Origin of the sequence: Stenotrophomonas maltophilia, assembly GCF_001676385.1 — a bacterium.
In the GTDB taxonomy this organism is placed as follows: domain Bacteria; phylum Pseudomonadota; class Gammaproteobacteria; order Xanthomonadales; family Xanthomonadaceae; genus Stenotrophomonas; species Stenotrophomonas maltophilia_J.
Genome location: NZ_LYVJ01000004.1, coordinates 89034 through 103656, shown reverse-complemented (window position 1 = coordinate 103656; position 14623 = coordinate 89034). Strand labels below are relative to the sequence as shown.

The following is a 14623-nucleotide window of genomic DNA, read 5'->3' as shown; positions in this document are numbered from 1 at the left end:
GCAGCGCAACAAATCAACACGGCAGGCGCTGGGAACGCCGGCGGGGCGATCCGCCCCGCGACCTCTCCGATGCCGGGCAGTCGACACGGTATGATGCCGCCTCCCCGGTATCTGCGATGATTGCAGCGGCCACCCACCTGCTGGCCCCGCGCGTTCCACAACCGGGCGCCGCCGGCACCAGGCGGCACGGTCGATGCACCCCCACCCGATGTTCTCGACCTACTCACCCGCCATCATCTGGGCGGCCGTGGCTGTGGCCACGGTAGGCCTGCTGTTCCGGCCCTTCCGCCTGCCCGAATACGTGTGGGCGTTGGCCACCGCCGCGCTGCTGCCGTTGACCGGTGCGCTATCGACGAATGCCACGCTGGCTGCCGTGGCCGAAGGCGGTGACGTCTATCTGTTCCTGGTTGGCATGATGGTACTGGCCGAGCTCGCGCGCCGCGAAGGCCTGTTCGACTGGCTGGCCCTGTACGCGGTGCGGCATGCCGGCGGATCGGGCCGGCGCCTGTTCGACCTGGTGTTCCTGGTCGGGACGCTGGTGACGATATTCCTGTCCAACGACGCCACCGCAGTGGTGTTGACCCCCGCGGTGTATGCCGCATGCCGGGCGGCGCGCGCAAATCCCCTGCCCTATCTGTTCGTCTGCGCGTTCATCGCCAATGCGGCCAGTTTCGTGCTGCCCATTTCCAACCCGGCCAACCTGGTGGTGTTCGGCAAGCACATGCCTCCGCTGCTGCAGTGGCTGGCGCAGTTCACGCTGCCCTCGCTTGCTGCGATCGGCGCGACCTACCTGGTGCTGCGCTGGGTCCACCGTCGTGAGATCGCGCAGCCGCTGGCGGCCGCTCCCGGGTACCGGCCACTGTCCGACGGTGGCCGCCTGAGTGCGCTGGGCGTGCTGTTCACCGGCACGATGCTGCTGGTCACCTCGGCGCTGAACGGCCCACTGGGCCTGGTGACCTTCTGCGCCAGCTCGCTGAGCGTCGCCGTCGTTGCCATGCGCCAGCGGCGCAGCCCGTTGCCGTTGCTGCGTCACGTTTCCTGGGGCGTGCTGCCGCTGGTGGCGGGCCTGTTCGTGCTGGTGGAAGGCGTGGCACAGAGTGGCGCGATCCAGGCGGCGGCCAACGCATTGGAGTCGCTGGCGCGCACCTCGCCACACCAGGCCGGCTGGCTGGCCGGCGGCGCCGCCGCGTTGTTGAGCAATCTGGCCAACAACCTGCCGGTTGGCCTGGCCGCCGGTTCGCTGGGGCAGATGGCCGACCTTCCTGCGCAGACCCGCGCGGCGTTGCTGATCGGCGTGGACCTGGGGCCGAACCTGTCGGTCACCGGTTCGCTGGCAACCCTGCTGTGGCTGGTGGCGCTGCGCCGCGAGGGCGAGCATGTCAGCGCGCTCGACTTCCTGCGCGTCGGCGCGCTGGTGATGCCGCCCGCGCTGATCGGAGCGCTGCTGCTGCTCTGAAGGCAGCGCGGGCCAGACACCGGCCTGGAATGCGACCAGGCAGCTCTTGCATCGCGCCACCCGGGCCAAGCCAGGAGTATCAGGGTGCTGCGTCCGCGCACGCGACTCCGCCTGCCGTCTTCAAAGGCGCCCCCCGGCCGTGCTGGCCATCTTCCACAAAGGGCCGTTGGCATACAACGGCATTCCCTGCGCGCCTGGTGACCCACTTCTTTCGCAGTGAAGCCCATAGTCCTGCACGGGTCAGGCCGTTGACGAGCAGAAACGCCGAACGGGATTCGACAAGAGAGATGAAGTGCCAAAAACTCGAGAATGCCACCGCGATGGACAAGACGCCGACGACGACTGGCGATGCGCCGTCGAAGAGTCCCTGAGGGCCATCAGTCAGGGTCAGACCAAAGCCGAGGATTGAAAACACTACATAGCCAACTAGGCAGCCAGCCATTTCGAGCTGAAGCAGAGCGCCTCGTTCGCGCCAACGGGCTCTCCAGGCTACCCTTTTCCGTTCTTCGTCGAATTCGAAGAACCTGGAATTCATGGCAAGCTTGCGCAACTTCACCGATGGCCACTCCAGTTGCGCGAGGTGGCGGATCAGCTTCGCTGACATGGATGTTCCAGATAGATGCCGAATGGCTTCCTCCAGCCACAGATCATCCCTGTTGAGGCTGCCCTCCTTCCATATCTCAAGAAACTCCCTTCGCCGCTGGTGTCGACCGTGCACCAATGCATGAAGGCCCTTGATCAGGGGTACTGCCCCCAGTCCGGCAACGATCGTGACGGCAATGAGGTCCCCACTCTGCATCACCTTGGCTATTTCAACGGCATCCAATGTACATGCTCCTCGACTCAACAGTGCTCCAAGTGTCGCTGCAGATTGGCAAGGTCCTGTCTCAGGAGATGAGAAACGAGTCGCCACGGGACATCCGCCCGGAGTCCCTATCACCTCACGTGGGTGTGGAAGCACTGGCATGCCGGTGCGCACGGCCATGCAGCAGGCCAGGGATGAGCGCCTTGATGGAATGACGCGAGGCTGCGCATCGTGCGCGTCAGCACGCGGCAGGGCGGTGCAGTTCGGCACCGTAGAGTTGAAATCAAGCAGGCACGGGCAGAAGGAAGTCGATGCTCCTGCTGCGAGCGCGCGGATACAAGCGTTTCTGACGAAGCAAAGCGCCCTTCAGATCCGCGTCGTCGCCAGGAACCGTTCGCGGTCCTGCTGCGTGCGCCGGCGGATCTCTTCCAATGCCTGGCTTTCGGTAGCCTGCAGCATGGCTTCGAACAGGCGCTGGAAGTGATGGCGCATGGCATTGCGTGCCGCCACCGGATCGCGGGCGCGCAGCGCCTCGAAGATCGCCATGTGCTCATCGGCGCGGCTGGCACCGTCGTCGTGGCAGACCCGCGCGTAGACTTCGGTCACCCGCGGCAATTCGCTGCGCATGCGCCAGATCTGCTGCACGAAATACTCCACCACCGGGTTGCCGGACAGCCGCGCGATGGTCAGGTGGAAGCGGCGATCGTACTCGCCGGCTTCCGCGTCGCTCAGGTCGCGACGGCACAGCGCTTCGGCCAGCACCTGCAGCTCGGCAATGCCGGCATCATCCAGGTTGCTGGCAGCCAGCGCCGCGGCCTCGGCCTCGAACACCGCACGGGCGGCAGTCAGGTCGAAGGCGCTGACATCCGGCAGCCCGCCGGACGCCTGCGCCGGGCGCGGCTTCACATGCACGCCCGAACCGATGCGGATGGCAATCCAGCCTTGTGCCTCCAGCGCGATCTCGGCTTCGCGGATGGTCACCCGGCTGACCCCGAACCGTTCGGCCAGTTCACGCTCGCCCGGCAGCCGCGAGCCTGGCGGAAATTCGCCGTCCTCGATCAGCTTGCGGAGCTTGGCAGCGATGGTCTGGTAAAGGCGGTTGGCGGACATGCGGCTGACCCTTGGCGATTCCTTCCGGGTCCCTGCCCTGCCACCGCGGCCGGCAAGGGTCCGGTTGGAGCGACGGCGCGACCACTGGCCGCGCCGCCCTGTTCAGAACGTGTATCGTACACCGAAATACGCACGCCGCCCGTAGGTCACCACTTCGCGGAAGTTCCCATAAAGCGGCTGGTAGGCCACGCGCGGCTCGTTGGTCAGGTTCATCATCTCCAGCGACAGGGACAACTGCTTGTTCACCCGGTAGCGCAGGCGCAGGTCCACGCTGGTGTTGTCATCGTAGTAGCGGTTCTGCTGCGCGGTGTTGCCGGTGAAGTCCTGGTAGTAGTGCGAGCGGAACTTGCCGATGGCCTGGATGTTGAAGCGCCCGACGTCCCAGTAGATCGAGCCGGACAGGACGTGCCGCGAGAAGCCGCTGAGGCCCGCCGGCGGCACGATCGCCGGAATGATCGTGCCATCACTGGCCAGCTGCTCGCCCAGTCGTGAGTCCTGGGTCTGATAGTCGGCATCGGCGTAGTTGTAACTGACCTTGAAGCCCAGACCGTCGAACGGCTTGGGCAGGTACGACAGTCGATGGGTGGCGGTCAGCTCGAAGCCGGTCAGCGTGCTGTCCTCGTCGGTGGTTACCTGCTGGCGCACTGGCACGGTCACGCTCTGGCCGTCGATGGTGTAGGTCTCCGGCACCAGCGCGGTGGCGGTGCCGCCGTTGAACTGCTTCCAGTACACCGCGCCGGCCAGCATCGTGTCCGGGTTCGGGTACCACTCCAGGGAAAGGTCGCCGTTCCAGGACATCAGTGGTTGCGCAGCGGGGTTGCCGCTGGCGCTGATGTCATCCAGCGCGTCGGCCAGATTGCCGTAGGTGGCATCGCTGCTCACGTTGATGGTACGCCCGGCGCCCAGCGCAGCGATGTCCGGCCGTGACATCGCGCGGTATGCACCGACCCGCAGCAACACGTCCGGGCGCAGTTCGAAGGCCGCGTTGAGGCTGGGCAGCAGCTTGTCGTTGCCCGCCTTGAACACCTGCGTGGTGTACTCGCCGGTGGGTTGCAGGCGGATCGTGCCGTCACCGTTGTCCTGGATACGCAGCCCGGTACGCACGCCCTCAGAACGCACATCGGTCTTGACCCAGCGCAGGCCGAGGTTGCCGGTCACCGGCAAGCCGAACAGGCTGCTGCTGAACTCACCCATCAGATAGAGGGCGCGCGTCTTCTCGGTGATATCGACATTGTTCGGATCCTGAAAACCCGGATCCAACCCGCTGTCGAGGCTGCCACGGAACGACTGGTACAGGCAGTTCGGATCGAAGTACGCCCACGAGGAGATCGTGTTGCCGCTGGCGGCATCCATGAAGTCATCCTGCGGGAACGGCGCGCGGCAGGCCTGGTTGGCGGCGATGATCTTCGCCTTGTCGGCCGCCACGCGCTGGTCGTAGTCGGTTACCCGGGTGTTGTCGCGCAGGCGATAGTCAGCCTGGCTGGCGCGCACGCCGCCCTTGATGCGGGTGAAGAAACCGGACTCGGGCATGAAGCTGGCATCGAAGCGGCCGGCCTTGATCCTGTGGTCGTTCTCCGTTGCGCTTGAGGTGACGCGCGCCGCGCCGGTATAGGCGTCCCAGTTGTTGGGGTCGAAGTTCGGCGCCAGGGCAACACTGGGCACTTCGCCGTGCCAGTCCCAGTCATAGTCCACGTAGCCGGTGGCACCACTGCTGATGCCCGGCACGATGACATTGTTGACGTCGCGCTGGTTGGCGCGCAGGCGGGTCATCCGCTCGCTGTCGAGGCGATTGGTGTGCGAGTACGAGAGATCGGTAGAGAGCTCCCACGCCGGGGTCGGGCGCAGAATCAGGTTCAAGCCTCCACCGGTGTATTCCTCGCCGCGCCAGTAGCGGTTGGAAGTGGAGTCGATCGAGGTGCTGCCATGCAGGTGGCGTACGATACCGTCCTCGTCAACCTCGCGCCGGGTGATGCCGCGACGAGCGTTGGACAGGCTCAGATCGCTGCGGTTCTCGTACCAGTTGCGCTGGGTATGCTCGAAATCGACATTCAGCTCGACCACGTCATTGGGCCGCCACTGCAGTGCGGCGAACTCGCTCTGCCGGTCGTTGCGCTCCTGCTTGAGGCGGTAGATGCGGCTGCTTGGCACCAGGTAGTACGGCGCGCCGTTGGCGATGGCCTGCGCGGACACTTCATTGCAGTTGGCATTGCCCACGTTCTGCGTACCATCGCAGGCATACCAGGTGGAACCGCTGGTGATGCTCTCTTCCGGATCGGTACCGTCCAGGCGCTGGAAGCCCAGCGAGATGCCCAGCTTCTGACCGTTGCCGAACTCGAACTGGTCGATGTAGCTGGCGGTGCCACGGTAGCCGATGCCGTCGTCGTCGCGGTACTTCTTGTCATACTCGGCCCAGCTGCCACGCAGATCGATCTGCGCCGAGCGCTTGCCGTACTCCAGTGGGCGCACTGTTTCCAAGCCGATGGTGCCAGCCACGCCGCCTTCGATGATGTCGGCGCGCTGGGTCTTGTAGATGGCCACCGTGTTGATCAGCTCGGCGGGGAACATGTTGAAGTTGACCGAGCGGTCGCCGCTGCCATTGGTGATTTCGCGGCCATTGAAGTGGGTACTGCTGAGGAAGGCGCCCAGGCCACGGATCGAGATTTCCGAGGCGCCGGTCTTGTCGCGGGTCGAGGCGGCACCGGTCAAGGTCTCGATCGCATCGGCCAGCGAGGGCGCGGGCAGGTCGCCGATGTCATCGGCCGAGAGCACGTCGGCGATGACGGTGTCGTCGCGCTTCTTGTTGATGGAACTCTGCATCGATTCGCGGATGCCCGTGACCTGCACCTGGTCCAGCGTGGTGGGATCCTGCCCTGCCGCTTCCGTGCTGGATTGCGCCTGGGCCGTGGGCAGGCCCGCCAGCACGGCGAGCAACGCTACGACCAAGGGTGTGGGGGACAACGAGATGCTGTGCACTGCTCCGGCGGGTCGCCGCATGGTTTCCTCCTCCCAAAGGATCGCCTGCATGCCAGGCGTGGACGCAGCTTCGGCATGGCAACATCAAAATGTCAACCAATTGGTATGTTCTCTATCGAATGCCTTTGTTTCATACCAATCTGCGGCAATTTAATGTGCTAACGCAGCATGACTTTGCGCGAACACTGGCTTACAAAGGTCCCGCAACTGGTCTGCACACACCTCTGAAACGACGGCATAGCCGTCTCCGGAAGGACACAATGCGCATGGGTTCCCTACTCGACCACCCGCCATTCCTTTGCCTGACCACTGGACTGGCCTTTTGCCTGGCCACCTCGCCAGCAATCGCCGCGAGCTGGCTCGTCCACGATGCCGCTGAGTTCGCTACCGCCGCCTCCGCGCTGCAGCCCGGCGATGAAATCGTGATGGCGGACGGCACCTGGACCGACGCCCGACTGCTGCTGAAGGCCGAAGGCACGGCAGCAGCGCCGATCGTGCTGCGCGCGCAGACTGCCGGCAAGGTGGTCCTCAGCGGGCGCTCGGACCTGCGCCTGGCAGGGAGCTACCTGCAGGTGTCCAACCTGGTGTTCCGCAACGGCTACACACCGGGCGATGCGGTCGTGGCATTCCGCGAATCCAGCAAAGCGGTGGCCCATCACAGCCGGGTGACCGGCCTGGTGATCGACGGCTACACCAACCCCGATGCCAGCGACCAGGACTACTGGGTGTCGCTGTATGGCAGCCACAACCGGTTGGATCATAGCCAGCTGCGCGGCAAGACCAACGCCGGGCCCACGGTGGTGGTGGTGCGCGATGCCACCCAGGGCCTGGACAACCAGCACCGCATCGACCACAACTGGTTCGGCCCGCGCCCAGCGCTGGGCGTCAACGGTGGCGAGACGATCCGCGTCGGCACCAGCGATACCTCGCTGAGCGATTCCAACAGCACCGTGGAGAACAACTGGTTCGAGGGCTGCGATGGCGAAACCGAGATCGTCAGCAACAAGTCCGGTGGCAACACCTACCGCGGCAACGTGTTCTACCGGTCAGCCGGCGCATTGACCCTGCGCCATGGCAACGGCAACCGTGTGATCGACAACGTGTTTCTCGGCGACGGCAAGGCCGGCACCGGCGGCGTGCGCATCATCAACGCCGACCAGGTCGTCAGCAACAATTACTTCGAGCGGCTGGCCGGATCCAGCAATCGCTCGGCCCTGGCGGTGATGGACGGGCAGCTCGATCCGCCGCTGTCCGGCTACGCGCCGGTGGTGAATGCCACGATCAGCCGCAACACGTTCGTGGATGTGGCGAAGATCAGCTTCGGGGTCGGCCATGACGAGGCCAAGGGCATGGTGGTGGCCGCCAGCAACAGCCACTTCACCTCCAACCTGATCGCCAACCGCACCAGCACCGATCCTGCCAGCGCGGGCAGTTCGCTGGCCGGCATCAGCTTCAGCGGCAATGTGCAGTCGCCGCAGGCCAGCAGCGTGTTCCCGGGTGGCGTGGACAGCAGGAACATCACGTTGCAGCAGGCGGGGAGTGGCCTGTGGGTGCCCTCGCCCGCGCTGGTCGCCATCGGCGCGGATCCGGCACTGGCGATGACGGCACGCGAGGCGACCGGCGTGGACTGGTATCCGAAAGTGGGCGAGGTTTCCGCATCGTCCACGCGCAGCGGAGTGGATCGATGAGGCTGCGGCGCTGGTCCGTTTCCCTGGCCATGGCCCTGGCCGCTCCGTTCGCCTTGTTGCCCGCCGCGCCCCTGATGGCCGCGCCGGCAGCCGCCGCGCGCCAGCCAGACGCGGCGCCGGTGCTGGTCACTGCCACGCAGTGGCGGCAGATGGCCCGCGAGGGCGGCCGATACCCATGGTTTGCCGCGGAGCAGGCGCGCACGGAGGCCGCGTTGCGAAAGATGATGAGGGCTGGAATCAATGTGCCCGTGCCGAAGGACAAAGGCGGCGGCCGCACCCATGAGCAGCACAAGCGCAACTACCAGGCCCTGCTGGCCGCCGGGACCCTGTACCGGTTGACCGGCGACACGGCATACGTGGATTACGCGCGCGGCATGCTGCTGCAGTACGCCCGGCTCTATCCCACGCTGGGCCCGCACCCGGAAGGGCGCGGGCAGATTCCCGGTCGCGTGTTCTGGCAGGTGCTGAACGATTCGGTATGGCTGGTCAATGCGATCCAGGGCTACGACGCGATCCGCGACGCGCTGCCCAGCGAGGACCGGAACACCATCGAGTCGAAGGTGTTCCGGCCGATGGCCGAGTTCCTCGTGAGCGAGCCGAAGAACTACGACCAGATCCACAACCACGCGACCTGGGCGGTAGCCGCCACCGGCCTGACCGGGTACGTGCTGCGCGATCCGGAGCTGGTGGAGAAGTCGCTGCGGGGCAGCCGGAAGGATGACCAGTTCGGCTTCCTGCGCCAGATCGACCTGCTGTTCTCGCCCGATGGCTATTACGAGGAAGGCCCGTACTACCAGCGCTATGCCCTGGCCCCGTTCCTGCTGCTTGCCAATGCGATCGAGTGCAACGAACCGCAACGGAAGATCTTCCAGCGCCGCGACGGGGTGCTGCTGAAGGCGGTGGATGTGCTGGTGCAGACCAGCTACAACGGCCTGTTCTTCCCGATCAACGACGCGATCCTCGACAAGGGCATCGATACCGAGGAACTGGTGGCCGGCATCGGCATTGCCTACGCGCGCACCGGCGATGATCGCCTGCTGTCGATCGCGCAGGAGCAGAAGCGCCTGCTGCTGTCCCCGGAGGGCCTGCTGGTGGCGCAGGCGCTGGCGGCCAACAAGGCCAAACCCTTCGAGTATCGCCCGATGCTGCTGCGTGATGGCCCCGAGGGCGACCGCGGCGGGCTGGCAATCCTGCGCATGGGTGGCGAGCGCGGCCAGGCACTGGTGCAGAAGGACACCATGCAGGGCATGGGCCACGGCCACTTCGACAAGCTCAACTGGCTGTTCTACGACAACGGCAATGCGGTGGTCACCGATTACGGCGCGGCCCGTTTCCTCAACGTGGAAGCCAAGCGCGGTGGCATCTACCTGGCCGAGAACCGCAGCTGGGCCAAGCAGACCGTGGCCCACAACACCGTGGTGGTCGACGAACAGAGCCACTTCAACGGTGACTGGAAGCGTGGCGAGGAACATGCGCCGCAGGTGCGGTTCTTCCAGGCCGATGCCGATACCCAGGTCGCCTCGGCGACCATGCGGGATGCCTACCCCGGCGTGGTGTTCACCCGCACCCAGGCGCTGCTGCGCCACCCTGATCTCGGGTTGCCGGTAGTAGTGGACCTGCTGCAGGTGCACGGCGAGAAGGCCGCGCGCTACGACCTGCCGCTGCATTTCAACGGCCACATCGTCACCACCGGGTTCGAGGCCGAACGCTTCACCGCGCAGCGCCCGGTGCTGGGCAAGGACAACGGCTACCAGCACCTGTGGCTGGATGCGCGCAGCAAGCCTGGCAACGAGCCGCGCACGCTGGGCTGGCTGCTGGATGGGCGCTTCTACACCTACCGCTTCGGCAGCAGTGCACCCGCGCAGGCGCTGCTGGTGGAAAGCGGTGCGAACGATCCGGAGTTCAACCTGCGTCGCGAGCCGGCCCTGCTGCAGCGCGTGGATGGCCAGAAGGACGTGACCTTCTTCAGCGTGCTGGAACCGCATGGCGAGTACAACGGCACCGCCGAGTACGTGCACGGCGCCGACAGCCGCATCCGGGACATCGTGCGTGCCCGGGGCAGCGACGCCGAGGTGATCGAACTGCGGCTGGCCAGCGGCGCACGCATCGCCCTGGGCGTGGCCGATGACAGCAGCGCCACCGGCGAGCACAGCGTGACCGTCGGCGGCCATGCCTACCGCTGGCGCGGCAGCCATGCGCGCATGGATCGCAGCGGGGACAACGCGCAATGAACGGCCCCCTGCCCGATACCACGCTGCGCAGCATGCCGGTGCGTTCGGCGGTACGCTGGTTGATTGTCGGCCTGATCGCCGTGGCTACGGTCATCAATTACATCGACCGCAATGCACTGGCGGTGATGTGGCCGGAGATCGCCCGGGAAGTAGGCGCGACCAAGGACGACTACGCACTGCTGGTAACCGTGTTCATGCTGTTCTATGCGGCGGGCCAGTTCCTGTTCGGCCGCCTGTTCGACATGATCGGCACGCGGCTGGGTTTTGCACTGTCGATCAGCGTGTGGTCGATCTCCATCGCGTTGCACGCCGCTACCCACTCCATCCTGTCCTTCAGCCTGGTGCGGGCGATGCTCGGCATCAGCGAGGCGGGCGCGTGGCCAGGCGCGGTGAAGGCCAATGCCGAGTGGTTCCCCGCGCGTGAGCGGGCCCTGGCGCAGGGTGTATTCAACGCGGGCGCTTCGATCGGCGCCATCGTATCGGCGCCAGCCATTGCCGGCCTGTATCTGTGGCTGGGCTGGCGCGGCACCTTCGTCCTGGTCGGTGTGATCGGCTTCCTGTGGTTGCTGCCATGGCTGTTCGTGTATCGGGCAGGTCCCGACAAGCACCCCTGGGTGAGCGATGCGGAGCGCCGCCTGATCCTGGAGGACCAGGCCGGCCGTTCGGCGGCGACCGCGCCCCAGGCCAGCCTTCGCGAGCTGCTGGCCCACCGCCAGAGCTGGGGCATGCTCGCCTGCCGCTTCCTGCTGGATCCGATCTGGTGGCTGTTCGTGTCCTGGCTGCCGATCTATCTGGCGGAAACCTTCGGTTTTGATATCAAGCAGATCGGCCTGTTCGCCTGGGTGCCCTTTGTCGGTGCGATGCTGGGCAGCCTCAGCGGCGGCTGGCTGTCAGGGAAATTGATCCAGGCGGGGCACAGCGTCGACCGCGCCCGCAAACTGGCCATCACCCTGGGCTGCGCGATCATGGCCCCTGCCCTGCTGGGTGCGGTAATGGCCAGCGAGCCGTTGCTGGCCGTGCTGGCCATCGCCGCCGTGCTGTTCGGCTTCCAGGTGGCCATCGGCAACATCCAGACGTTGCCTGGCGACCTTTTCGAGGGGCCGTCCGTCGGCACGCTGGCCGGGCTCGGCGGCCTGGCCGCCGTTGCCGGCACGCTCATCACCACCTGGCTGGTGCCCGTGCTGACCCGGCATTCCTACGCCCCGATCTTCATCCTCGTCGCCGCCCTGGTGCCGCTGTCGCTGGCCGCGCTGTGGTGGTGGACGGGCCCGATCCACAAGCTCGACCGCCGTGGCGGCTGAGCCAGGCCCTTCCAGCATTTCAAGAATTTCATTCCCCCCGCAAACCAAGGAGTTTCCCGCATGTCGTTCCAGGGCAAGGTGGCCATTGTCACCGGCGGCGGCCGTGATATCGGCCGCGCCGTCTCGATCAAGCTGGCTGCCGCCGGCGCACGCGTCTGCATCAACTACGCCAACGATGAAGCCAGTGCCCGGGACACGCTCGCGCAGGTCCAGGCTGCGGGCGGCCAGGCCATCGTGCACCGTGCCGACGTCACCGATGCCGCCGCGGTCGCCGGCCTGGTCGCTGCCGCACAGGCCGCGTTCGGTGAGCGCATCGACCTGCTGGTGAACGTGGCCGGTGGCATGGTGCAGCGTCGTCCACTGGCCGAGATCGACCCAGCGTTCTTCCACGCGGTGATGGATCTGAACCTGACCTCCACCTACCTGACCACGCACGCCGTAGTGCCGCACATGGGCGAAGGCGCTGCCATCGTCAACTTCGCCTCGCAGGCCGGCCGCGATGGAGGTGGCCCGGGCGCCTCGATCTACGCTACCGCCAAGGCGGCAGTGATGACGTTTACACGCGCCATGGCCAAGGAACTGGGCCCCAGGGGCATCCGGGTGAATGCCCTGTGCTGCGGAATGATCGCCACCCGCTTCCACGACGAATTCACCCGGCCGGAAGTGCGCACCGCCGTCGCCGGCGCCACCCCGCTGCGCCGCCAGGGGATGCCGGAAGAAGCGGCCGATGCAGCCGTGTTCCTGGCCTCGGATGCGGCCGCGTTCATCACCGGTGCAAACCTGGACGTCAACGGCGGCACCTACTTCTCCTGACACCTGACTGGACCCCTGCCCATGCAGCGCTGGACGCTTCTGCTTTCCCTGGCACTCTGCTCCACCCTGGCCGCGCCGACCGCGCTGGCGGTACCGGCCTGGGTCACCGCCTGGACCGCCGCCCCGGCACCGGACCGCAAGGATGGTGACGCCGACGCACCGGTACAGTTCGCCGCACAGACGGTGCGCCAGGACATGCGCCTGGGCAGCCGCGGTGATGCCGTGCGGCTGCGCATCAGCAACGAACTCGGTACCTCGCCGCTGCGCGTGGAGGGCATTCGCGTGCGATTGGCCGACGGCAACGCCGCCGCGCAGCCAGTGACCGTGGATGGCCGTACCGTGATCGAGGTACCGGTCGGTGCCGCGCTGTTGAGCGACCCGGTGCCCCTGCCCGTGGCGGCCCTGCAGCAGATCAGTGTCACCGCCTACTTCCCGCGGCCGACCCGCCCTGCCGTGCGTCGCACCGAAGTACGGGTCGTGGAAGGACGGCAGGACACCGTGGCCGACAGCGTGCCGCTGGAGTACCGGCAGAACGTGTTCTCGGCGGTGCTCGTGCAGCGTGCAGACCGCCCGCAGGTGATCGTGGCCCTCGGTGATTCCATCACCGAAGGCGCCACCGCGCGCCGTGGCACCCACAACCAATGGCCGGAACGGTTGGCGCAGCGCCTGCAGCAGGCATGTCCCGAGCGCTTCGTGGTGCTCAACCAGGGGATCAGCGGCAACAAGCTGCTTGACCACGGCCGCAGCCACAGCGCCCTGTCACGCCTGGATCGCGACGTGATCGCAGTGGCCGGTGCCGACCAGGTGATCCTGTTCGAGGGCATCAATGACATCCGCCACGGCGGTGGCGCGCAGCCACTGCCCGGCCGTGATGCGGCGGACATGCTGCTGGGTTACCGGCAGGTTGCCGAACGGCTGCATGCGCATGGCATCCGCGCGTGGCTGGGCACGCTGACGCCTTTCGGTGGCTCCGAACGCTACGAGCCCGCCTCCGCCGCGACGCGCACGACGATCAACCAATGGGCGCGCGGCGGCGGCACCGGATTCGACGGCATCATCGATTTCGATGCTGCGTTGCGCGACCCGGAGGCGCCGGAATCCCTGCCAGCCGGCATCACCCGCGACCACCTCCACCCCAACGACGAAGGCTACCGGCGCATGGCCGACGCCATCGACCTGGCCATGCTGGGCTGCACTGCCGCAGCGAAGGGGCAGCGATGAGCCGCATCGTGTGTTTCGGTGAGCTGCTGCTGCGGTTGGGCGCGCCCGGCCGCGAGCTGCTGCTGCAGTCACCGCAGCTGCAGGTCCATGTCGGCGGTGCCGAGGCCAACGTGGCCGTGTCCCTGTCATGCCTGGGCCATGATGCACGGATGGTCAGCACCGTGCCCGGCAATGCGCTCGGGCGGCACGCCGTGGCGGAACTGCGTCGGCACGGGGTGGGCACCGACGGCGTGCAGCAGATCGAGCACGGACGCATGGGCCTTTACTTCCTGGCCACCGGCGCAGTGCAGCGGGCCAGCGAAGTGGTCTATGACCGGGCCGGGTCTGCGTTCGCCACCTGCGATGCCGACGAACGTGACTGGCCTTCCCTGCTGGACGGCGCGCAGTGGCTGCACGTCTCGGGCGTGAGCCCGGCGCTCGGTGCCAACGTGGCCGAGTCGGTGCTGGGCGCCGTGCGTGCCGCGCGCAAGGCGGGGGTGCGCGTCTCGTTCGATGCCAATTACCGGCCTTCGCTGTGGCAGCGCTGGCAAGGCGACGCGCAGGCGATCCTGCGCGAGCTGTTCAGTGGGGCGGATATCGCCTTTGCCGATCACCGCGACATTGAACGAGTGCTGGGGCTGCACTTTGTACAGGACGACACCATCGCCCGCGTCGAGGCAGCCGCGACGGCCGCATTCGCCGCCTTCCCGCAGCTGCAGTGGGTGGCCTGCACCCAGCGCGAGGTGCTGAGCGCGGACCACCACAGGCTGGGCGCGCTTCTGCTGGGGCGCGATGGCACCCGGGCCCAGGCGCCCCCGCGCTCCTTGCCCGGCATCGTCGACCGGATCGGCGCCGGCGACGCGTTCGCGGCCGGCATCCTGCACGGATTGCTGTGCGGATTCGATGCGGATCGCATCGTGCGCTTCGGTCTGGCGGCGGGCGCATTGAAGCACTCCCTTCCGGGGGACGTCAGCCCCTTGCGCGAAACCGATGTGTGGGCGTTGATCGACAACGCGTCCTCTGACGTACGGCGCTGATCACGGCGC

General features: G+C 66.7%; 10 protein-coding genes. 7 read left to right on the top strand and 3 right to left on the bottom strand.

Annotation, left to right across the window (positions count from 1 at the left end):
- The first annotated feature begins 193 nt into the window (after positions 1-193).
- Positions 194-1456, top strand: a complete 1263-nt coding sequence (locus A9K58_RS06265) for an arsenic transporter (RefSeq protein WP_407070822.1) — start codon at positions 194-196, stop codon at positions 1454-1456.
- Positions 1457-1535: 79 nt separating this feature from the next.
- Here A9K58_RS06265 and A9K58_RS06260 read toward each other — a convergent pair whose 3' ends face one another.
- From A9K58_RS06260 to A9K58_RS06250, 3 genes are all read right to left on the bottom strand, one after another.
- A complete protein-coding gene (locus A9K58_RS06260; protein WP_065198541.1) occupies positions 1536-2282 on the bottom strand; it encodes a hypothetical protein in 747 nt (248 codons plus the stop codon).
- Positions 2283-2627: 345 nt separating this feature from the next.
- Positions 2628-3371, bottom strand: a complete 744-nt coding sequence (locus A9K58_RS06255; protein ID WP_065198540.1) for a FadR/GntR family transcriptional regulator — start codon at positions 3369-3371, stop codon at positions 2628-2630.
- 102 nt (positions 3372-3473) lie between these two features.
- Positions 3474-6365, bottom strand: coding sequence for a TonB-dependent receptor (locus tag A9K58_RS06250; RefSeq protein WP_065198736.1), 2892 nt, complete (start codon positions 6363-6365; stop codon positions 3474-3476).
- A gap of 245 nt (positions 6366-6610) precedes the next feature.
- Between A9K58_RS06250 and A9K58_RS06245 the strand changes: the two genes are divergently transcribed.
- The 6 genes from A9K58_RS06245 to A9K58_RS06220 are packed head-to-tail and all read left to right on the top strand — an operon-like array spanning position 6611 to position 14614.
- Entirely contained in the window at positions 6611-8032 is a 1422-nt protein-coding gene (locus tag A9K58_RS06245; RefSeq protein ID WP_231109261.1) for a polysaccharide lyase 6 family protein, read from the top strand.
- Complete coding sequence (locus tag A9K58_RS06240) at positions 8029-10263, top strand: oligoalginate lyase (RefSeq protein WP_065198538.1); 2235 nt, start codon at positions 8029-8031, stop codon at positions 10261-10263. The genes A9K58_RS06245 and A9K58_RS06240 overlap by 4 nt, the downstream gene beginning before the upstream one ends.
- On the top strand, positions 10260-11564 hold the full coding sequence (locus A9K58_RS06235) for an MFS transporter (RefSeq protein WP_065198537.1): 1305 nt from the start codon (positions 10260-10262) through the stop codon (positions 11562-11564). Before A9K58_RS06240 ends, A9K58_RS06235 begins: the two co-directional genes overlap by 4 nt.
- Positions 11565-11624: 60 nt before the next feature.
- The gene (locus A9K58_RS06230) at positions 11625-12377 is read left to right on the top strand and encodes an SDR family NAD(P)-dependent oxidoreductase (RefSeq protein WP_065198536.1); all 753 of its coding nucleotides are present in this window, start codon (positions 11625-11627) and stop codon (positions 12375-12377) included.
- A gap of 21 nt (positions 12378-12398) precedes the next feature.
- A complete protein-coding gene (locus tag A9K58_RS06225) occupies positions 12399-13598 on the top strand; it encodes an SGNH/GDSL hydrolase family protein (protein ID WP_065198535.1) in 1200 nt (399 codons plus the stop codon).
- Positions 13595-14614 carry a sugar kinase gene (locus tag A9K58_RS06220; RefSeq protein ID WP_065198534.1) on the top strand — a complete coding sequence of 340 codons (1020 nt, stop codon included), beginning with the start codon at positions 13595-13597 and terminating at the stop codon, positions 14612-14614. Before A9K58_RS06225 ends, A9K58_RS06220 begins: the two co-directional genes overlap by 4 nt.
- The last annotated feature ends 9 nt before the right edge of the window (positions 14615-14623 follow it).

Excerpts from the sequence above, each read along its gene's own strand:
- A9K58_RS06265 (WP_407070822.1), top strand. The coding sequence starts at position 194 with ATGCACCCCCACCCGATGTTCTCGACCTACTCACCCGCCATCATCTGG.
- A9K58_RS06255 (WP_065198540.1), bottom strand. The coding sequence starts at position 3,371 with ATGTCCGCCAACCGCCTTTACCAGACCATCGCTGCCAAGCTCCGCAAG.
- A9K58_RS06250 (WP_065198736.1), bottom strand. The coding sequence starts at position 6,365 with ATGCGGCGACCCGCCGGAGCAGTGCACAGCATCTCGTTGTCCCCCACA.
- A9K58_RS06245 (WP_231109261.1), top strand. The coding sequence starts at position 6,611 with ATGGGTTCCCTACTCGACCACCCGCCATTCCTTTGCCTGACCACTGGA.
- A9K58_RS06240 (WP_065198538.1), top strand. The coding sequence starts at position 8,029 with ATGAGGCTGCGGCGCTGGTCCGTTTCCCTGGCCATGGCCCTGGCCGCT.
- A9K58_RS06235 (WP_065198537.1), top strand. The coding sequence starts at position 10,260 with ATGAACGGCCCCCTGCCCGATACCACGCTGCGCAGCATGCCGGTGCGT.
- A9K58_RS06230 (WP_065198536.1), top strand. The coding sequence starts at position 11,625 with ATGTCGTTCCAGGGCAAGGTGGCCATTGTCACCGGCGGCGGCCGTGAT.
- A9K58_RS06225 (WP_065198535.1), top strand. The coding sequence starts at position 12,399 with ATGCAGCGCTGGACGCTTCTGCTTTCCCTGGCACTCTGCTCCACCCTG.
- A9K58_RS06220 (WP_065198534.1), top strand. The coding sequence starts at position 13,595 with ATGAGCCGCATCGTGTGTTTCGGTGAGCTGCTGCTGCGGTTGGGCGCG.